The sequence below is a fragment of the Duganella sp. SG902 genome (genome assembly GCF_013376005.1).
GTDB lineage: Bacteria > Pseudomonadota > Gammaproteobacteria > Burkholderiales > Burkholderiaceae_D > Rugamonas.
Window position 1 is genome coordinate 278,474 of record NZ_JABMJK010000002.1, and the last position, 19,163, is coordinate 297,636.

18 protein-coding genes and 1 tRNA gene are annotated in these 19,163 nt (G+C 57.1%); 11 read left to right on the forward strand and 8 right to left on the reverse strand.

Annotated features, from left to right (window positions below; translation table 11 throughout):
* Positions 1-83: 83 nt before the first annotated feature.
* Positions 84-159, forward strand: a tRNA-Thr gene (locus tag FHW83_RS04765).
* Between the two features lie 193 nt (positions 160-352).
* A complete protein-coding gene (locus FHW83_RS04770) occupies positions 353-1,579 on the forward strand; it encodes an integrase arm-type DNA-binding domain-containing protein (protein WP_176645215.1) in 1,227 nt (408 codons plus the stop codon).
* On the opposite strand, the gene FHW83_RS04775 is transcribed toward FHW83_RS04770, so the two are convergent.
* Positions 1,539-1,844 (reverse strand): AlpA family transcriptional regulator, encoded by a 306-nt coding sequence (locus FHW83_RS04775; RefSeq protein WP_176645216.1) that lies wholly within the window; start codon positions 1,842-1,844, stop codon positions 1,539-1,541. The genes FHW83_RS04770 and FHW83_RS04775 overlap by 41 nt on opposite strands.
* 718 nt (positions 1,845-2,562) lie before the next feature.
* Between FHW83_RS04775 and FHW83_RS31270 the strand changes: the two genes are divergently transcribed.
* The 7 genes from FHW83_RS31270 to FHW83_RS31025 all read left to right on the forward strand — a co-directional run bounded on the left by FHW83_RS31270 (position 2,563) and on the right by FHW83_RS31025 (position 7,996).
* Positions 2,563-3,063: a toll/interleukin-1 receptor domain-containing protein gene (locus FHW83_RS31270; protein ID WP_176645217.1), complete on the forward strand. Its 501-nt coding sequence runs from the start codon at positions 2,563-2,565 to the stop codon at positions 3,061-3,063.
* The gene (locus tag FHW83_RS04785; protein ID WP_218106098.1) at positions 3,006-4,208 is read left to right on the forward strand and encodes a toll/interleukin-1 receptor domain-containing protein; all 1,203 of its coding nucleotides are present in this window, start codon (positions 3,006-3,008) and stop codon (positions 4,206-4,208) included. Before FHW83_RS31270 ends, FHW83_RS04785 begins: the two co-directional genes overlap by 58 nt.
* 2 nt (positions 4,209-4,210) lie before the next feature.
* Positions 4,211-4,801 carry a hypothetical protein gene (locus FHW83_RS04790; protein ID WP_176645218.1) on the forward strand — a complete coding sequence of 197 codons (591 nt, stop codon included), beginning with the start codon at positions 4,211-4,213 and terminating at the stop codon, positions 4,799-4,801.
* A gap of 17 nt (positions 4,802-4,818) precedes the next feature.
* On the forward strand, positions 4,819-5,301 hold the full coding sequence (locus FHW83_RS04795) for a TIR domain-containing protein (protein ID WP_176645219.1): 483 nt from the start codon (positions 4,819-4,821) through the stop codon (positions 5,299-5,301).
* Entirely contained in the window at positions 5,298-5,708 is a 411-nt protein-coding gene (locus tag FHW83_RS04800) for a hypothetical protein (RefSeq protein WP_176645220.1), read from the forward strand. Before FHW83_RS04795 ends, FHW83_RS04800 begins: the two co-directional genes overlap by 4 nt.
* A 48-nt stretch (positions 5,709-5,756) precedes the next feature.
* Complete coding sequence (locus tag FHW83_RS04805) at positions 5,757-7,085, forward strand: TIR domain-containing protein (protein WP_176645221.1); 1,329 nt, start codon at positions 5,757-5,759, stop codon at positions 7,083-7,085.
* 200 nt (positions 7,086-7,285) lie between these two features.
* On the forward strand, positions 7,286-7,996 hold the full coding sequence (locus tag FHW83_RS31025) for a toll/interleukin-1 receptor domain-containing protein (protein WP_176645222.1): 711 nt from the start codon (positions 7,286-7,288) through the stop codon (positions 7,994-7,996).
* Between the two features lie 820 nt (positions 7,997-8,816).
* Here the strand turns inward: FHW83_RS31025 and FHW83_RS04815 are convergent.
* Positions 8,817-9,967, reverse strand: a protein-coding gene (locus FHW83_RS04815) for an IS3 family transposase (protein ID WP_176645223.1) whose coding sequence is annotated in 2 segments (ribosomal slippage) — positions 8,817-9,724 and positions 9,724-9,967 — 1,152 coding nt in all. Because the reading frame shifts where the segments join, the coding sequence is not laid out codon by codon here.
* Between the two features lie 45 nt (positions 9,968-10,012).
* Between FHW83_RS04815 and FHW83_RS04820 the strand changes: the two genes are divergently transcribed.
* Positions 10,013-10,402 (forward strand): RusA family crossover junction endodeoxyribonuclease, encoded by a 390-nt coding sequence (locus tag FHW83_RS04820; protein WP_176645224.1) that lies wholly within the window; start codon positions 10,013-10,015, stop codon positions 10,400-10,402.
* Positions 10,399-11,091, forward strand: coding sequence for a hypothetical protein (locus FHW83_RS04825; protein ID WP_176645225.1), 693 nt, complete (start codon positions 10,399-10,401; stop codon positions 11,089-11,091). Before FHW83_RS04820 ends, FHW83_RS04825 begins: the two co-directional genes overlap by 4 nt.
* 166 nt (positions 11,092-11,257) lie before the next feature.
* On the opposite strand, the gene FHW83_RS04830 is transcribed toward FHW83_RS04825, so the two are convergent.
* The 6 genes from FHW83_RS04830 to FHW83_RS04855 all read right to left on the reverse strand — a co-directional run bounded on the left by FHW83_RS04830 (position 11,258) and on the right by FHW83_RS04855 (position 19,148).
* A complete protein-coding gene (locus tag FHW83_RS04830) occupies positions 11,258-11,626 on the reverse strand; it encodes a hypothetical protein (RefSeq protein ID WP_218106100.1) in 369 nt (122 codons plus the stop codon).
* A 221-nt stretch (positions 11,627-11,847) separates the two neighbouring features.
* The gene (locus FHW83_RS04835; protein WP_176645227.1) at positions 11,848-12,996 is read right to left on the reverse strand and encodes a VWA domain-containing protein; all 1,149 of its coding nucleotides are present in this window, start codon (positions 12,994-12,996) and stop codon (positions 11,848-11,850) included.
* Positions 12,993-15,188 carry a DUF5682 family protein gene (locus FHW83_RS04840; protein WP_176645228.1) on the reverse strand — a complete coding sequence of 732 codons (2,196 nt, stop codon included), beginning with the start codon at positions 15,186-15,188 and terminating at the stop codon, positions 12,993-12,995. The genes FHW83_RS04835 and FHW83_RS04840 overlap by 4 nt, the downstream gene beginning before the upstream one ends.
* Positions 15,185-16,270, reverse strand: a complete 1,086-nt coding sequence (locus FHW83_RS04845; protein ID WP_176645229.1) for an AAA family ATPase — start codon at positions 16,268-16,270, stop codon at positions 15,185-15,187. Before FHW83_RS04845 ends, FHW83_RS04840 begins: the two co-directional genes overlap by 4 nt.
* Positions 16,267-17,820 carry a DUF5691 domain-containing protein gene (locus tag FHW83_RS04850; protein ID WP_176645230.1) on the reverse strand — a complete coding sequence of 518 codons (1,554 nt, stop codon included), beginning with the start codon at positions 17,818-17,820 and terminating at the stop codon, positions 16,267-16,269. Before FHW83_RS04850 ends, FHW83_RS04845 begins: the two co-directional genes overlap by 4 nt.
* Positions 17,817-19,148: an SWIM zinc finger family protein gene (locus FHW83_RS04855; protein WP_176645231.1), complete on the reverse strand. Its 1,332-nt coding sequence runs from the start codon at positions 19,146-19,148 to the stop codon at positions 17,817-17,819. The genes FHW83_RS04850 and FHW83_RS04855 overlap by 4 nt, the downstream gene beginning before the upstream one ends.
* Positions 19,149-19,163: the final 15 nt, after the last annotated feature.

A 19,163-nucleotide genomic window follows, 5' to 3' on the forward strand; every position in this document is an offset into this window, starting at 1 on the left:
AATGTGAAAATTGCAACCAGGGCCAAAAATTATCGTTTTAGGGCTGGTTGCAGTGCAGGTTCTTTGTTAGAATGCGGGTCGTCGCCGCTGTAGCTCAGTCGGTAGAGCAGCGCATTCGTAATGCGAAGGTCACCAGTTCGATTCCGGTCAGCGGCACCAGAACTCAGCAGCAAAATCCCTCAAAAGATCTCAAAACCCGCTTTTCTCATAGGAGAAGCGGGTTTTTTGTTGTCCCTTAAAATTTGAAGGCGTATCATAAAATCTACGGATTTTGAGGGATAAAAATCGCGCCAGATCCCTCACATACAACGTTGGTCCCTCAAATCGGCGCCAGGTCCCTACGGGAGGCCACATGCCACTGACCGATCTTTTTATCCGGAAACTCAAATATTCCGGCAAACCCAGCGGTGATAAATACAGCGACGGCCGCGCGCTGTACCTGCTGGTTAGGGAATCCAACAAATACTGGCGGATGAACTACCGCTACGAGGGACGGCACCGGACACTGGTGTTCGGCACCTATCCCGAGGTATCGCTGGCCGAGGCGCGCGCGCTGTGCTCCGAGGCGCACAAACTGCTGCGCGCTGGTACCGATCCCAAGCCGAGGAAGAAACCCATCGCGCCTGAGCCCGAGCAAAATACCTTTGGAACATTGGCGCTGGAGTGGCTCTCCAAGATGGCTGTCACGCGTAGCGAGGTCACGCAAAAGAAGTCGCTGGGCTGGCTGCAGCACGACATCCTGCCAGTGATCGGCGCGATGCCGGTGGCCTCCATCAAGCCCCGCGATATCCTGGCTGTGATTCAGCGCGTCGAAGCGCGCGGCGCCATCGACTCGGCCCACCGCATGAAACAGCTATGCGGCCAGATCCTGCGCTACGGCGTAGCGATCGGCTGGACTGAGCGCGATGTGACGCCGGACCTGCGCGGCGCCTTGGTGGCGATCCCACGCACCAACTTCGCCGCTATCACCGAACCCAAACACCTCGCACTGCTGCTGCGCTCCATCGATGCCTACGAAGGCCATATCGTGGCTGTATCGGCGTTGAAGCTCACACCCTTGCTGTTTGTCCGTCCCGGCGAATTGCGCGCCGCGGAGTGGTCGGAATTCGATCTGGACGCCGCCGAATGGCGCATCCCGGCCGCCAAGATGAAGATGAAGACCGAACACATGGTGCCGCTGGCCACGCAGGCGGTGACGATCCTGCGCGAGCTCTATCGCGTGACTGGCCACGGCAAGTTTGTTTTCCCAAGCCTGCGCACCGAACAAGCCTGCATGAGCGAGAACACCATCAACGCCGCCTTGCGCAGCATGGGCTTCGCGAAAGACGTGATGACGGCGCACGGCTTCCGCGCGAGCGCGCGCACGATCTTGGACGAAGTGCTGAATGAACGTGTGGACCTGATCGAGCACCAGTTGGCGCACCGCGTCATCGATCCAAACGGGCGTGCCTATAATCGCACCGCGCACCTGCCAGCGCGCCGGCTGATGATGCAGCGCTGGGCCGACTATCTCGATAAGCTGCGCGCCGGCGCCGACATCATTCCGATTCGTCCCTTGCCTGGCGGCGGCCAGCTTTGAGCGCTACTCCGCGCTTGGTATCTTGATGCTCGATCTGCGCGTTTGCCTGATAGGCCGGGCCACGCTGCGCGACGCGCGCGTCCAGCCATTGCATCACGTCGTCCTGTAGCCAGCCCACGGAACGTGCGGAAAGCTTCACCGGCGCGGGGAAGGTGTGCAGCTTGATCTCGCGGTATAGCGTCGCGCGCGAGAAGCCGCATAGTCGCAGCACTTCACGTAAGCGCATCAGGCGGCATGTGCCAGGGATGGTTTTGTTGGTCTCCATGTGCTCCCCTTTATCGACAACTCTTTTCGATAGGGTAAAGCGTTTGCTGTCTATGGCCTTTGAGGTATCGCTATGGACGATGGAGCGGTGCGAGAAAAAGAAGAGCAACGCTTGGCAGGTCGGGAGAGAATTGAGATATACCGTTTAGCTAATTTAGGTCTAGGGAGTGGCGCCTGGGCTCGTGGCGCTTGATATTATCAAGAACAGTGTAGCGAAGTGGCGATTGCAGGATAGGCTTTCGCCGGTAAAAGTGCTCCGCTTTGTTTATGCAAATTATCGTTGCCCTACAGCTTCTACTCACCCATGCGTTGATCACTGAATTGTTTGCTGTAAAAGGGGCTTCAGACTGATTGTCATAGCGTTGATAATCAAGCCGTAATTGCAGATTATTCCGCTTTCACCCAAGTAACCACCTCACGAATCCTGCAAAACATCACGTTTGTTCCTTCCTTTTTATTGCTGCGACGTACGCGGCGCAGGCGCAGAGCAGCGCAGCAATTTAAAACAAATTTATGCGACTACAAGAGCTAGGTTATGAAGATTGGATGGCCGTGTGGCAGCGTTTTTCAGGCCGTGGAAGGCGGAGTAAACCGAGTGGTTCAATTCATCGAACAAACTAACGTTGTCAGTTAGATACATTGTGGTCTTGGCCCATACCATTTGTATGCAAAAAGTCATTACCTTGCTACTATTTATCATCCTCTAACCGTCTATCCCAATGGCAATAGATCAATCTGACCTTCGACGTGCGGCTCAAAGACAGACATTTCGCAAGTCGCTACTCCGCGCTCACGGGCAACGTACTGCATTTCTTTGTCATAGCCATAAGGACCGAGAGTTAGCTGAGGGCCTACAAGTTTTGTTGGCCGAAAAGGGAGTCGAGTTGTATATCGACTGGCAAGACACGGCTATGCCTGACAAGCCCAACGAAGAAACGGCTGGGCGTATTAAGCTGAAGATCAAAAATTGCGACTGGTTTCTGTTTCTCGCGACTGCCAACTCGATGAGCTCTCGTTGGTGCCCATGGGAGCTCGGTTATGCTGATGGGAGTAAGCCATTAGAGCGTATAGCAATCGTACCGACAATGGATGGACTGTCTACACATGGGAATGAATACGTGGGGATTTATCGGCGTATTTACTCTCACGGTGGCGAACTGTTTTGGATGTCGACAGACAACAAGCAAGCGACGGTCGTTCGCGTAATTCCGTTTTTATAGAAGGGCTTACTGTGCTCTATCAATGCCTTCTACTTGGCGCACCAACCGGCCAGCAAAAAGAGTCGTTCTCTAGGACGTTCAGTGAGTGCCTCTCTCATTTTGGACTAAAGCTTGGTCACGACTACACTCTCGATGAGGGAATTCAATCCCATTTCAGTGAAGTGACGGCGACGGTAGCAGTCTTCTTTGGTGCCGATGGGGTAGAGAATCCCGATGCAGCCGCATTAAGTCGACTAGGAGTTCCGGTCGTTCCGCTCGTCTCAGCTGCAACGCGGGTGGAGCTCGAACTTCCTCAATCGCTTCGCAGTATCAATGCTTTGATTTTAGATCCAGCTGATACTAACCTGCGGCAAGCAGTCAGCGCAGCTTTGCAATGTTTGGGGCTTTTGCCCACACAACGCCGGGTGTTTGTTAGCTACAGACGCGACGAATCCGCAGACGTAGCCTTACAATTGTACGAAGCCTTGTCCGCTAGGCAGTTCGACGTGTTTCTCGATACGCATTCTGTCGCCGTCGCAGCAGAGTTTCAAGCGACGCTATGGCATCGCCTTTGTGATTCGGACGTTTTGATCATGCTCGATACGCCCAAATACTTTGAAAGCCGTTGGACGAGCGCCGAGTGGGGACGAGCTGTCGCAAAACACATTTCAATGCTCCAACTGATTTGGCCTGGACATACTCCATCACGTCATTCGCGATTAGCGACATCAAGGCAGCTTAATGTTGACGATTTCAGCGGCTTGCGACTGCATGGCGCGGCTGTCAACTCCATTGCCCTGGAGCTTGAGTATGTACGTAGTCGCAGTGTGGCGCTTCGTCATTCAAATATGGTCGGCACATTGCGGACTGCTATCGAAGATCTGGGCGGCGTCGTCGAAGGCGTCGGTTTAAAACGATCTGTACTTTTGAAATTCCCTTCAGGAAGCCCATTGATCGTTTACCCGGTGGTCGGCGTACCAACCTCTATGGACGTTCACGAGTGCATCGACCTGAGTGACACCCGCGCAGTTGCAGTTGTCTATGATCATGTTGGAATCAGTGATGACTGGGTTCGGCACATGAATTGGCTGGCTCAAAAGGTGGGGGCTGTCAGGTGGATTAAAAGCAGAGAAGCGGATTGGCAGTTAGCGGACATGGAACTGTAAACATGGGGGCCATATTTCTTTCCGCCAGCGTACCTACAAGACCGCCTTTCGATTCAGATTCTCGGCCACAAGAAATTCAGGCTGCGATAAACGCACTCGCTCAAGTGGTTTTGGGAAGGAAGAAACTGGTTTGGGGAGGGCATCCTGCAATCACCCCTTTGCTATGGGCTGCGGCACAGTCAGTTGGAATCGAGTATGCACTGGCCGTCGAGCTCTTTCAAAGCCGATTCTTTGAAGAGGAAGACTTCCCCAAGGAAAATCAAAATTTTGCGAATGTCACTTATGTCGCTCCGGTATCTGGGAATTTAAGTGAAAGCCTGAAAGCAATGCGCCTTGCGATGATTACTTCGACAGAATTCGACGCTGCGGTGTTCATCGGAGGAATGGATGGCATACGCGATGAATATGATCTGTTCAAAGCAGCTTGGCCAGAAGCAGTCTGCATTCCAATAGCACAAACCGGCGGTGCGGCCAGCGCACTGGCCATCGATATTAAATATTTTCCGCCCGTTGATATAGCACCGCTCGATTTTGTCACGCTGTTTTATAGAGAATTAAATATACAACCTCGCCAAAAGCGAGAATCCAAATAATCTCAAAGGAAATATCCATGGCTAGAGTACCTGTTTTTTATAGCTTTCATTTTGCTAATGATGTAATGCGAGTTCAGCAAATTCGCAACATGGGCATGATCGACGGTAACGAACCAGTATCTAAGAATGATTGGGAAACCGTGAAGAAAAATGGTGATGCTGCGATCAAAAAATGGATCGACGACAATATGAAGTATAAACGCTGCGTAGTCGTGCTAATAGGAACCGATACACATGCACGTCCATGGGTAAAGCATGAAATTAAGAAAGCTTGGGAAGATGACCGAGCTCTGCTAGGTATTCACATCCATAACCTCAATTGCCCGAACAACGGCACTTGCACAAAGGGGACGAACCCCTTTGATCAATTCACCTTCAAAAAGGGCAACGGTAGTATTTTCGTTCCACCGGTTTATAATCCTCCGGCGGACAATGCATACAACCATATAAAGAATAATCTGGCGTCGTGGGTTGATAACGCTATAGCGATGCTCAAATGATGGAAACTTCCAATAAACACAAACATCTTGAGTTTATCCAGGCATCTATAAACAGGATGTCTGGTAATCTTTTTTTGCTCAAAGGATGGAGCATCACATTAATTGCAGCGCTCTTCGCGTTAGCCGCAAAGGATACAAACAAAGCTTACATTCTCATCGCATTCTTCCCACTGTTCATTTTCTGGACCCTTGATGGCTACTTTCTGTGTCAGGAACGTAGATTTCGGGCACTCTACGAGCACGTCCGTCAGCTAAAGGAAAACGACATTGATTTTTCCATGGATACTCGTGCTTTCCGCAGTGCGCCTCGGGCAACATGGCTTTCGGCGACAATGTCGCGTACATTGCTCGTGTATTACGCGGGCCTTGCTCTGATTATGTTGGCATTAGCCCAATTTATTCGATAATATTTACGTTCTTGATTTCATCTAAGCTCTGCATCAGAAAGGCGAAGAATGCGTATCTTCATAAGCTATAGCCGCCTTGACTCAGAGGTTGCGGACAAAATCTCTTTAGCGCTGAAAGGCGCCGGCCATAAGATTTGGAAATGGGACGAAACTCTAAAGCCCGGCGACAACATAGCCAAGAAGACATCTGAAGGCATCGAAGGGGCAGATGCATTCGTACTAATCGTTAGTTCGAACTCACTAGCTTCTAAATCGGTTATGCACGAATTTTCTGCTCTGGCACTAAGCGAGATATCTAAACGGGAATTAAAGATTATTCCTGTTTTGATCGATCAAACTCCTGTACCGAGTTATCTGTCAAGCTACCTTTATCTGGATATTTCACAGAATATAGATCAAGGTGTCATGACACTCGTAGACTCTCTGGTTCAGCCTGAGCGAGCATCCTTGAGTAAGCCAGTCGAGCCAACTGGTACCTCGTCTACAGCTCAGACTTTGGCACTAGCGAAGGCGCTTCAAACCGGAAGGTTAACGCTTGTCTGCGGCGCTGGCATTTCTGTAGATGCCGGAATTCCGATGTGGAGTGATTTGTTGCTTTCACTTCTGGATGGCATGGTCGAAAAACTCTCAAAAGAGCATTCTATTGGAATAGCTACCGATGCTGCAAAGGAGTTTCATAAGCGCTATGGCGGCTCTTCACTAATTATTGGAAAATATCTCAAGAACTCATTGGGGAAAGACTTCTCAAAGATGGTTCGAGACTCGCTATACGTTAAGAGTTCTAAAAGCTCGGACATGATCGACGCCATCATTGAGCTTGCTCGCCCTAGAAGAGAAGGGAAAGCGCTAGATTCAATTATTACGTTCAATTTCGACGCGCTAGTTGAAGAGAATTTGTCGGTAGCAAAAATTCTCAACACTCCAATTTACACCGAGGCGGTGAAATTCCAGCCCAGTGAGCTGCCGATCTACCATGTTCATGGCTATCTTCCCAGACGGGGAAGGGTTAGCGAAACCTCAGACATCGTATTTAGTGAGGATGCATACCACGGTCAATTTTTAGACCCGTTCAGTTGGTCGAACCTGATTCAGCTCGCTAAATTCTCGCAGAACACTTGTTTGTTTGTTGGTGTGAGCTTGACTGATCCGAATCTGCGACGTCTTCTTGATGTCGCTTGGAGGAAGAGCACCGACAAGAAACAGAATCATTACATCATTAAGAAGTTTCCAGAAATCGATGGCCCAGAGGAGACCCAGCGCCTTGCACGTCTACTTGAAGAACAAGATGCAAATCTACTGGGACTAAACGTTATTTGGGTTAGAAAGTATGATGAAATTCCTAAAATACTTCGCTTAGTGGCTGCGACTGGAGTCTAAAGATACTGAGTATTTAGGTTAATTGAGTTCGGATGTCGTCGCTTTAATGTAACGAGTTTTTCCCGGGGGGCGCGTTCTCCCACGAGTGATGTCGCTTTGGGACTTTTTCACCTGAGCTTACGTAATAGGCTCATCATCAATGACGCCTTAGAGTTGTTGAGCATCCTATCGCGTCGCAGCACAATGACGAAAGGAAAGCAATGGCACGATGCACTGCCCCGGTTCGAGGACACAGTTCCGCAGCCGCACGAGCGAATTGTCCGGCATGTGGTTCAGGATATAGTGGTTACAGCGGCAGCTATGGCTACGGTGGCGGCTACAGCTCGTCTTACCCATCCAGCGGTAGCAGCTATAGTAGCGGTGGCCGATCAGTTGGGAGCAGCGGTTCACGGCCCCGCTGGTCCCGAGTCGGCTCGTCTGTTTCATACACACCAGACCAAGTCGTATCGCTCACCCCGGTACGTGAGGCTGTTGAGGCTCAGACTGCGGCAAAGCCAGATCTCCGAGATTGTTTTCTCTGCCATGCTTGGGATGACCGGCAAGGAGCCGCCAAGGAGCTGCACGACTTGCTGGAAGCGGCAGGTGTTAAGGTTTGGTTCAGTGAGAAGGATCTAGGCCTTGGCGTTCCGATGATGCGCGCGATCGATAAGGGCTTGGCAGCTTCAAAAATCGGGCTCGTCCTCGTAACTCCTGCGTTGCTCGCTCGTCTTCCAAAAGAAGGCGTAGCCGATAAAGAACTCTCGACTCTTTTACAGGGGAACCGGCTTGTGCCGATAGTACATGGTACGACGTACACCGCACTCCGAGATGTGAGCCCGATGCTCGCTTCGCGGAGCGGATTAGACACATCCGAAGAATCAATGACTGTGATTGCAACCAAGATTGCCGAGCTAGTCGCTATTTGGAGCTGACGAGCAAAGGAGGGCGGATCTGCGTTTTCCGCAGCTTTAAGTGGCTCATTGAATTGCACCGTAGTGTCTCCGATCGTTGGGGGAAATAGACGGGAAGAGATTCATCGAGAAGCGCCGTTTTATTGGCAGCAGCGTGCCCGGGTTCGGCGGAGAGGGCATGATGGGGGGCGATTGAGTTATGGGAAATCGAAACCCGGTATTACTGCGGCTTCTCGCTAAAGATGGGAATCCCTTCTAGTCTTGGCGTTATATAAGTTGTGCGCCCCCGTCGCTATCAGCGGCAACCAATTGCGCGCCAGCGGAAAATTTTTTGTGCTGTAATAGGTTGTTTGTCGGAAGAACGGAACCGAACGGGTGAACTGCGTCTAAAACTGCGGGACATAGGAGGGACATTTGATTTTCGAGCCCTTCTTCATAGGGCATTCGATTCCGGTCAGCGCACCAAGGAATAATCAGAAACCCGTTTTTCTCGTTGAGGAAAGCGGGTTTTTTGTTACCCGCCCGTCGTTCCCGCGAAGGCGCACTGCTGTCCGGAATAATTTTGTTGACATGGTTTCAAAAGAGTGAAGGTTGCAGTTGTGCGAATTCCTCCATCTGGCGTCGTCGTCGTCGGTATCCCGATATTTCAGTCTCGGCGCGCTGAAATAAGGTGGCGCGCACAACGCACAAGCATTCCCACATGCTTTGCTGGGGAGAACGCCGTTGGCGATGCAGTTCGACGAGTAGGTAGCTAATGAGGGCTGTGAGCATTTGGATGCGGACGGCGTTTTCGCTGCGCCCCAGGAACCGTTTGATCTTGAGGTGAATCGCCACCATCCCCCTAGACACTCCGCAGCCGTAGAAAATGCCGCTTTTCGAACTCGATTGGCGACAGCCTTTCATTGAATCCGTGACGACGCTTCGGATTGTAGAACATCTCGATATAGTCGAAGACATCCTGCCTGGCCTCGTCTCGGGTTGAATAGATTTTGCGTCGTATGCGCCCCCGCTTCAGAAGCTGGAAGAAGCTCTCGGCCACGGCATTGTCGTGGCAGTTCCCGCGCCGGCTCATGCTTTGAACAAGCCCATGTGAAGTAAGGAAGTCGCGCCAGTCATAGCTACTGAACTGACTGCCCTGATCTGAATGAACCATGACTTCGTCAGTTGGCTGGCGGCGCCACACTGCCATGAGTAAAGCGTTCATTGCCAGGTCACGATCAATCCTTGAACTCATCGACCAACCGATCACCTGCCGCGAGAACAGATCCAAAACGACGGCAAGGTAGAGCCAGCCTTCATACGTGCGCAAATATGTGATGTCAGTGACCCATACCTTGTTTGGCTCGGCCACATCAAACTCCCGCTGCAGATGGTTGGGCGCAATCACTGACGGCGCGCCGCCGCGCTTCCACTTCCGCTTGGCATAGCCCGTCTGGGAACGAATCCCTTCGGCGCGCATCAGACGATGAACCCGGTTAATCCCGCACTGTTCTCCAAGCTCCTGCAAATCGTCGTAGACCTTACGGTAGCCATAGACAGCTCCGCTTTCCAGCCATGATTGCTTGATGTGGCCCAGCAGTCGCTTGTTCTCCTTTGTGCGCGGGCTTTCCGGGCTAATGCACCAAGCATAGTAGCCGCTGGAGTGAACCCCGACCATCTTGCACAGGCGTCGGATTGAATACATAGCCTGGTGCTCGAAAATGAAGGCGTACTTTACCCGGACGTCTTGGCAAAGTACGCCGCGGCCTTTCGCAAAATATCGCGCTCCTCAGTGACGCGCTTAAGCTCGGCCTTCAGGCGCCGCATTTCCTCGGCCTGTGCATCGTTGGCCTTACGCTCGGAATCAGGAACGCCGTAACGCTTGATCCATGCGTACATGCTGTGAACGCTCACGCCAAGGCGCTCTGCCACCTCTGCTGCAGGATGGCCGCGATCAATCACCTGCTTGACGGCCGCTACCTTAAATTCTTCCGTGTACCGCTTTCCACTCATGATGACTCCTTTGCCTAGAATTATGGCTTAGAAGTGTCTAGTGGTATGGTGGCGATTCAGCGGCCGGTGTCGTTACAGGTGAAAAAACGAGCAAACCTCCAGAGGTTTAAAGCTTTCGTTAATGCTGAGGCAGCAAAAACTTGGCCTGCGGATATCGCGCCTTTGTCGGGAAATTTGAGAGTAACGTTAATCTATCTGGCAACAGAAGACGCGGCCGACGTCGACAACATCATCAAGCCGATTCTGGATGCTCTTGTTGGGTTGGTCTACTCCGACGACGACTGTGTCTGTGATATTGATTGTCACCGTCGATATTTATCCGAGCCAATCGACGTCACAGACTTTCCGCCGCTTTTGCAGGCTGCGGTGACGAAACCCGAAGAGTCCGTCTACGTTCGGGTATCGCATGCTTCTGAATTAAAGGACTACCTATGAACACGCCCAGCAACCGCACAGAATATGACGCGCAGGTCCAGCAGCTAAAGAAAAAATTCGAAAGCGATGGATATGAGGTCATCATTGATCCTCAAAGCCCTGAGCTTCCATTTGAGCTCCCAGACTACTCGCCGGACTTAGTCGTTAAGAAGCCGGATGGCGGCGGCTTCATCGTAGAAGTCAAGACTACTCATACCAGAACATCGGCTGAACGCTATCAGTCCATCGCGAATATCGTCCGCCAGAATCATGGATGGAGATTCCTTCTGGTAACGATCGACGATCTGAACATACCAGCCTTTGCCGAAAATATTATCGGGTGGGACGAATTGGAAGAAAAGCTCAAGACTACTCGTTCCCTGATCGATAGCAACCATGCGGAAGCGGCGGTCTTGTATCTGTGGTCGATATTCGAAGCTGCCATGCGTAAGCTCGCCATCACCGAGGCGATGCCGATAGAGCGGCTGCCTGCCGTAAAGATGCTCAATCAGCTCTACACGGTGGGATACATTTCGGTAGACGAATTTTCGACTGTGAAGACGTTCCTCAACATGAGAAATGGCATTACACATGGCTTCGGCACTTCACCTGACGGTCCGTTACTGGAATCTTTTTTCCGTATCGTATCCGCGCTCATCGCAGAGTGGAAAGTTTATAGTTCGGAACCTTCCTTGGACGCTAGCTGCTAGGCTGGCATTTTCAGAATATTTCTCTGCTCTCAGTTTGCGCTGCCAGCAAGCCTGCATGAGCGAGCACACCATCAACGCCGCCTTGTGCAGCGTGGGGGCATGAAAGACGGATGACTGCGCACCGCGTCATCTATCCCTGGCCCACATCGCATCAGCCAGCTGCCGGCTAAACCTTGTTCGCACCGCCTAGCACGCTTCGCAGTGTGGCGAAGGCGGCGATGCCGAATCGCTCGGACCCCGCGTCTTCGTCACTCAACCAAGCCTCGATTGACAGCTTGAGCATGCCGATCGCAACGGCAGCGGTGACTCGGCAAGCAAGATCGTTGTCGGGGAGGCCCTTGTGATCGGCTAGCGCTTTGATGAGCATATGCTCGACCTTTTCGTATTTGGCTTGCTCGCCGGCGCGCAACGTGGGCGTGTCGTGGATCAGGCGAGCAAGGTCGCTCGCCTGTGGCGATTGATAGTGGGCAGACATATCGCGCAGCGCATTCTCGACCATGTCGAGCAGGGGTTCGTCAACGGGCCGCTGGCGCATATAACGGGCCGCCTGGGCCGGGCAAGATCGAGCCGCACGCGCTCGATGGCGCGGTGGCCGCAAAGCTGTGGGCGGCGTCGGAGGCACTGATTGGTGTCTCATTTGGCTAGTCAGTCCGATTGATCACTGATTCTGAATGGAATCCAGATCCAGTCGGACCATCGAAAACAGGTCCCCATCGGGTAAGCCTCAACCTCGCGCTGTGAAACGCAGCGTAGAGTTTAGCCAGCAACCACAATCTCCTGCTGCGCCGCCCACGCCGTCAGATCCTGCTTCTTGATCGCGGCCGCCATCAGGTCAGGGAACTTGTCCGGTGTGCAGGCGAAGCACGGTATGCCCAGACTGGCGAAGTGGGCTGCGTGGCGATGGTCGTAGCTGGGCGCGCCGTTGTCGTCCAGCGCGAGCAGGGCGATCATTTGCACGCCGCTTTCCACCAGCGCCGCCGCGCGGGCCAGCATCTGCGCCGCATTGCCGCCCTCGTACAAATCGCTGATTAGCACGAAGATGGTTTCCTGCGGACGCTTGACCAGTCCCTGACAGTACGCCAGCGCGCGGTCGATGTCGGTGCCGCCACCGAGCTGCGTGCCGAACAGGACGTCCACCGGATCGGCCAGCAAGGGCGTGAGGTCGACCACCGCGGTGTCGAACACCACCACCTGCGTGCTGACCGCCTTGATACTGGCCAGCACCGCCGCAAACATGCTGGCGTACACCACCGACGGCGCCATGGATCCGCTCTGGTCCACGCACAGTACGATGTCGCGCAGGCTTTGCGTCTTGCGGGCGAAGCCGATGCGGCGTTCGGGGATGATGGTCTGGTACTCGGCTTGATAGTGCCGCAGGTTGGCGCGGATGGTGCGTATCCAGTCGATTTCGTTGTGCCGCGGCCGATGATTGCGCGCGGCCCGATTCAAGCTGCCGCTCACGGCCTGGCGCAACGGATTGGCCAGCTTGCGTTCCAGTTGCTCCACCACGGCACGCACCACCTGGCGCGCCGTCTCTTTGGTCTTGCTCGGCATCAGACGGTTCAGCGACAGCAGCGTCGCCACCAGATGCACATCCGGCTGCACGCTGCGCAGCATTTCCGGCTCCAGCAGCATTTGCTGCAAGCCCAGACGCTCCATGGCGTCTTTTTGCATGACTTGCACGACGCTGGCCGGGAAATACTCGCGGATGTCGCCAAGCCAGCGTGCGACGTTGGGCGCGGAGCCTTGCAGTCCTCCTCGGCCTTCCTGTTTGTCGTAGAGCGCGCCGAGGGTGCGTTCCAGTGTGGCGTCGGATGGCGCCAAGGTCAGGTTGTCGGCGTCGCTGCCCAGCATCAGGCGCCAGCGGCGCTCGAGCGCGGACTGGTTGATTTTCTCGGCACTCATGCGGTTTCTCCGATGAGCAGTGACAGCACCGGCAGCACCAGCGCGGCCCGCTCATGATTGGTGGCGCTGACGACGTTCGCGGCCAGCGTGACTTCGCCGTTGCTCACACGCTCGCCCAGCTGTCGCCGCTCTGGCGCTTCAAAGGTGGCGAAGGTGCGGCGCAGTAGCGGCAGCAGTTCGGTGAAGGCTTCCTCGGGCAGAGAGGCGACCCAGCCGTTGAGTATCCGCCACAGCGGATCGTTCACTACCAGCAGCAGGCCGCTGCCGCGCAGGAAGCCCTCCAGCCACTCGGCCGTGGCCAGTGGATCAATCGGATTGCTGCATGCCAGCGACAGCGCGGTGGCGCTTTGTTCGACATTCCAGTGTTCCTGTTCAAACAAGATGCGAACCGCGCGCCCTGCGATCAGCGGCTGCACTTGCGTTTGCGCGCACTGTTCCAGCGCCGCATGCCAGACGGCTTGGTGTTCGGCGTTCTGCAACAGGCGAATGGCCTGGTCGGCCTGAATGACTTGTGCCAGCAGTATTTGCGCCGCTTCCTCGTTGATGCCGCGCGCGGCGACGGGCAGGGCGATGCTGGCGCGCCGCACCAGGCCATCCAGCACGGCGCCGACGCTGGCGGTGTCGGTGCCGCGCGCGTTGCCGTAGCGGAGAACGTTGGCCAGGGGCGCCAGTGCCGCCAGCAGTACACCCGCGTCCTGCGTGCCGGCGGCCAGCTCCTGCATGCGCGCCATCAGCACTGGCACGGCGTTGCGCACGTCGGCCAGCAGCATTTGTTCGACCAGCGCCGTCAGTTCAGGCAGTTGCTGAATCTGTTGCGCCTGATGTTTCAGGTTGGATTCGCACGCCAGTTCCAGCGTCGCGCCCCAGACGTTGGCTTCGATGAGTTTGAGTTCAAACTCCGGCTCCCACGCCAGCAGCCATTGTTCGTGGAAGCTGCCGCTCTTGCCGCGCACGGCGCGCGTTCTGCCCCAGCGGATGCCGAGCAGGATCAGGCGATGCAGGAAGATGCTCTTTTCCAGATGCGCGGGCTGGCGCAGGTCGAGATCCAGCTCCACCTGGTCTGCGCGCGGCGCCATGCGGTAGCGCTTTTGCAGTTGACGCACGTCTTGCGGCAGCGGCAAGGCGGGCGTTTCGTCCGGCACGCCGCCAAGACGGTCATTGACCAGCAGTTCGCGCTGGATCAGGCGCAATGGCGCGTCGCTGTCGCCGAATAGTGTGCTTTGCAGTGCCTCCAGCAGTTCGCCCAGGCCGGCGCGCGAACGGTCGCGCAGGCTGGCGAGGCTGTCGGATAGCCGCAGCGCTTCAATCACGTGTGCCGACGAGGCTTCGAGGCCGTGCTTGCGCAGCAGGTGGACGGCATCGGTCAGCCAGTACAGCGGCGCTTTGTGCGGCGTGTGCCACAGGTGGTGATACCAGCCCGGCGCCTGCACGCCCGCGCCATAGCCGCTGCTGAAACTCAGACGGCCGTAGCTCCAGGGCGTCCATGTCGCCGCCACTTTGGCTTTGGGCAGATCGCTGAGCAGGTCTTTGTCGTGCTTTGCGGTGGGCATGTCGCGCAGCGCCGGCACGTGCCATGCGCCGCAAATGACGGCGATGTTCTGGTGTCCCTGCTTGGTCGCCAGCCGTATCATCTGGCGCATGTAGGCTTCACGCCGCGCCTCGCGCGTGTCCAGCACTTGCGCCACTTCCTGCCTTGCGGCGGTCATCATTTCTTCGATGGCGGCAAACAGTTCCAGGCTATCCTGGCGCTGTTCGACCAGATGGTCCCACCAGGTTTCGGTATCGGCGAAGCCGGCGGCTTGCGCCAGTTCGGCCAGCACGTCACCGGGGCGGCTTGCCGGTGCTGGCTCGCCTTCTTCGGCCATGGTCATCTGGTCGGCCAGTACATGCGCCAAGGGCAGGTCGATGAAGCGGGTTGGTACTGCGTGCCGTTGTCCGTGCAGGATGGCCTGCCACTCCGGCGAAAATTCCGCGAACGGGTAATAGACCGCGTGCTGTGGCATGGCTGGCGCGTAGATCAGCAATGCGACCGGCGGCCGCATGTGTTCATGTGCCGCGAGCGTGAGCAGTTCGTCGGCCTCGGGCGGGCCTTCGATCAAAATCAGGTCCGGCCGCAGCTGCGCCAGCGCTTGCGCTACGCTGCGCGCGCAACCGGGGCCGTGATGCCGGATGCCGAAGAAGTGAATGCTCACAGTACCTCGCGGCAGGCGCGGTACAGGTCCTTCCAGCCGTCGCGTTCCTTGACCACGGTCTCCAGGTATTCCAGCATCACCAGGCGGTCCTGCACCGGGTCCTTGACCACGGCGCCGATCACGGACGATGCCATGTCGGCCCCGCGCAGCATGCCATCGCCGAAGTGCGCGGCCAGCGACATGCCGTTGGTGACCACCGATATCGCTTCCGCCGTGCTCATGCTGGCCGATGGGGACTTGAGTTTGATCTTGCCGTCGTCGGTCTGGCCGGCGCGAAGTTCGCGGAAGATGGTGACGATACGGCGGATCTCCTGCAGCGCCGGCTTTTCGATCGGCAGCTCCAGCGCGCGGCCCAGGCTGGCGACGCGGGCTTCGACAATCGAGACTTCTTCGTCGGCGCTGTCCGGCAGCGGCAGCACGACGGTGTTGAAGCGGCGCTTGAGCGCGCTGGATAGTTCGTTGACGCCGCGGTCGCGGTCATTGGCGGTGGCGATGACGTTGAAGCCTTTTGCGGCCTGCACGTATTCGTCCAGTTCCGGTATCGGCAGAATTTTTTCGGACAGCAGGCTGATAAAGCTGTCCTGCACTTCGGCCGGGATGCGCGTCAGTTCTTCGATGCGGGCGATTTTACCGGTGCGCATGGCGCGCATCACCGGGCTGGGGACGACGGCGTCGGTGCTGGGGCCCTTGGCCAGCAACTGCGCGTAGTTCCAGCCGTAGCGGATGGTTTCCTCGGCGGTGCCGGCCGTGCCTTGCACCACCAGTGTGGAATTGCCGCTGATCGCGGCGGCCAGATGTTCGGATACCCAGGACTTGGCGGTGCCGGGGACGCCCAGCAGCAGCAAGGCGCGGTCGGTGGCCAGGGTGGCGACGGCGATCTCGATGATGCGGCGTTTGCCGATGTACTTGGGCGTGATTTCGACACCGTTATCCAGTTTACCGCCCAGCAGATAGGTCGCCACGGCCCACGGCGACAGTTCCCAGTTTGGTGGACGCTGGCGCTGGTCCAGCTCTTTCAGCGCGTTCAATTCGTGCGCGTATTGCTGTTCGGCGTGCTGTCTCAGGACATTCAGATTGCTCATGCGTGGGTCTCCAAAAAACTGGCTTGCATCGTGGTGCGGAATTGCAGCGTTTCGATCAGGTCATCAACTTGCTGGCGCCATTGCGGCCAGTGTTCCCAGTCGCCGGCGGGCCAGCCGGTTTGAGCTTCGGCCAGCACGGTGGTGTCGAGTACCTTGGCCAGCACGGTGAACACGTAGCGGTGATGGTAGCTCGCCGCAGGTTCGGTTTTGAGTTGGCGCTGCAGGGCGTTCAGCATCAGGCGTGATAGTTCCGGCGTCAACGTGGCGCCGGAGCTGGTGAAGCGTTGTTCGGCCCATTCCAGCGTGTAGGCATTGCTGCGTTGTTCGAGCCAGTGTTTGACGATGCGCTCCTGCTGGTCCTGCGGCAAGCGGCGCATCTCGGGCAGCAGCGTGTTGGTGATATTCAGGTCCTTGATGGTTGCCGCGCCGTCGGTCATCAGCATGACGAACCAATCGGTATCCGCTGTGCGTGCGGTGGCTTGCACCACGCCGTTGATCAGGGCGGCGTGGAATTCCTGTCTGGCCAGCACGTCGAGTACCTGGCGCGGTGTCAGCTGCCATTCGCCGCTCCAGTGCGACGGCGGGACGTTGCGCATCAGGTCCAGCAGCCAGCCGGCTTTCTCGCCCAGGCCGCGATGTGTTTCGGCGCCGATGCCGTCGCGCTTCATGCCGGCATCGATGGCGGATGGCAGGTCGAGTTTGAGTTCCGGCAGGCCGCCGCCCAGCATGGCGCCGAGGCGCGCGGCCAGGCCGGTTTTGCGCTCGAGCGTGAAGATCGCGGTCAGGCGCGTTTTGCAGCGTTCGGACAACTGGGAGCCGGGCAGTGTGGCCAGCAGTTGCTGGGCGATGGTGCGGACTTCCTTGCGTTTGTCATCGAGTGCGCGGTCGAGGAAGTCTTCGTCCTGCAGGCTGAGACCGGTGGCCAGGCAGGGGAGCAGGGCGATGCGGTTTTCCACGGTTTCTTGCGGCCAGTCGTTTTCCAAAGCGGTCAGTGCGGCGGCGGGAGACTGCCGGCGCATTGCCAGCAGCGCGGCGCGGCGTTGGTCGAGTGTACCGTGCTGCCAGTGCGTTTCGGGCGCCTCGTCCGCAGTGCCGTATTTTTCGGACCAGACAGGATGCTGCGTGATCAGCCATCGTCCGCGTTGGCCGATCAGTGGCGTGATGCGGGCGCGCAGGGACGGCTTCTGTATGCCTTGGTCCAGCAGTGGCACGAGGGCGGCGTGAGGGATGCTCATGCCGAGGCTACGGGCGAGCGCCAACCAGCTGTCCAGTTGTTCGGCGTGGATGCCGCGCAGGATCTGGAGCAGCACTTGTTCCGCGGCGCGTGGGCAGGTCGGCCCGTCTTCGCAGGGTGGCTGTGGTTCGATGGTTTGCGGCTGGAAGCCGGCGCGCTGCCACAGGTCGATGGCGGCGACGGTTTGCCATAGGCGCATGGGCTCCGCAACGCCTGCCAGCAGATCTTGCAAAGGCGCGGCCGCGCTGTCGGCCGCGAGCGGAGCGCGCGCGGTGCCGGCCAGCAGGCATTTGTGCAGGATAGGTGAAAAGCTCACGATACAGATTCTCCCTCCAGCACGTACAGCCGGTGGCCGGTGGTGATGGTGAGCGGCAGGAAGTCGTAGCCGCTCCACAGACCGAAGATGTCGGCCGGAGCGCCGCCGGCCAACGCGTGCAGGTGCCAGCCGTGGCGGAAGGCGCTTGATACCGGCAGCGCTTCGCTGCTGGCGGCTCGCAGGATCAGTTGGCCGTTTTCCATTTGTGGTGTGACCTGCGCCAGTTGCATGGGGAAATGTTCGATGAACGGCTGCGCGGCCACCGCGTTGGCGTAATCGTTGAGCAAAGTACCCACCTCCGTGCGATTGATGGGCGGTGGCGTTGGCGCGACTGGCGGCATGCGCCAGTCAGCGCCCTGCGTGGCGCGTAGCGGCCAGGCGCTGGGATAGAAATGCAGGGTGCCTTGATACCAGGTCCCGGTCAGCAATGGCGGCGGCAGTGGCTGATTCCCCGCCGAGAATTGCAGCAGCAGCGCCCAGCGTCCACTGTCGCGGCCGCGCAGATAGCAGGTGCGGCGGGCAATGCGGCCGTCGTCCTGTGTTTGGTTACCGCAGATCAGCCAATGATCGCTGACGCCAGCTTCGGCCAGTACTTCGTCCTGATTCATGGTCCAGCCGATGGCGCTGCGCACATCGTGCTGCAAGCCCGGTGGCAGACTGGCGAGGCGGCGGTAGCTCTGGCTTAGCAAGGCCAGTTGCGCCAGTTCGCGCGCCACCGGCAGTTCCCATCCGGCCGTGCTGGATGCATAGATCATCAGGCCGGTGCGGCGCAGACGCGCGGCCAGGCCGGGGGCTTGTGTGTCGACCAGGCGCGCGGCCATCGCATCCCAATCCTTGGCAGACTTGGCGCGCAGGGCCGCCAGGCCGTCGTGGGCGAGGTCGGCCAGCCAGGTATCGAGCACATCGAGACCCGCTTCGACGTTGCCCTCGCGTTTCTCCTGGCGTTTTTGCTGGCGTTGTTCTTTGGCGGCGATTGCTTCAGGCGTCTGTTCCTCGGCCTGTTTGGCGATTTTCTTTTCCGCGCGCTGCTCACGGCTTTGGAGCCAGTCCTGGACCCACGCTGGCGCGTCCGTTTCCGCGAAGGCCGAGGCGTCGCGGGCGTACAGCAGATAGAGCCCCAGTCCGTGCTTGCAAGGGAATTTGCGGCTGGGGCAGGTGCATTTGAAGGCCGGGCCGGCCAGCTCGATCTGCGCGCGGTAGGGATCCTTGCCGCTGCCCTGGCACAGTCCCCACAGCGCCTGTGCGTGACCGCCGAGTCCCGACCACTTGGCGGGACTGGCCTGCGCGCTGCCTGCCTTGGCGGATGCAGCATCCGGTGCGAGTGCCAAAATTTGATCTGCCGT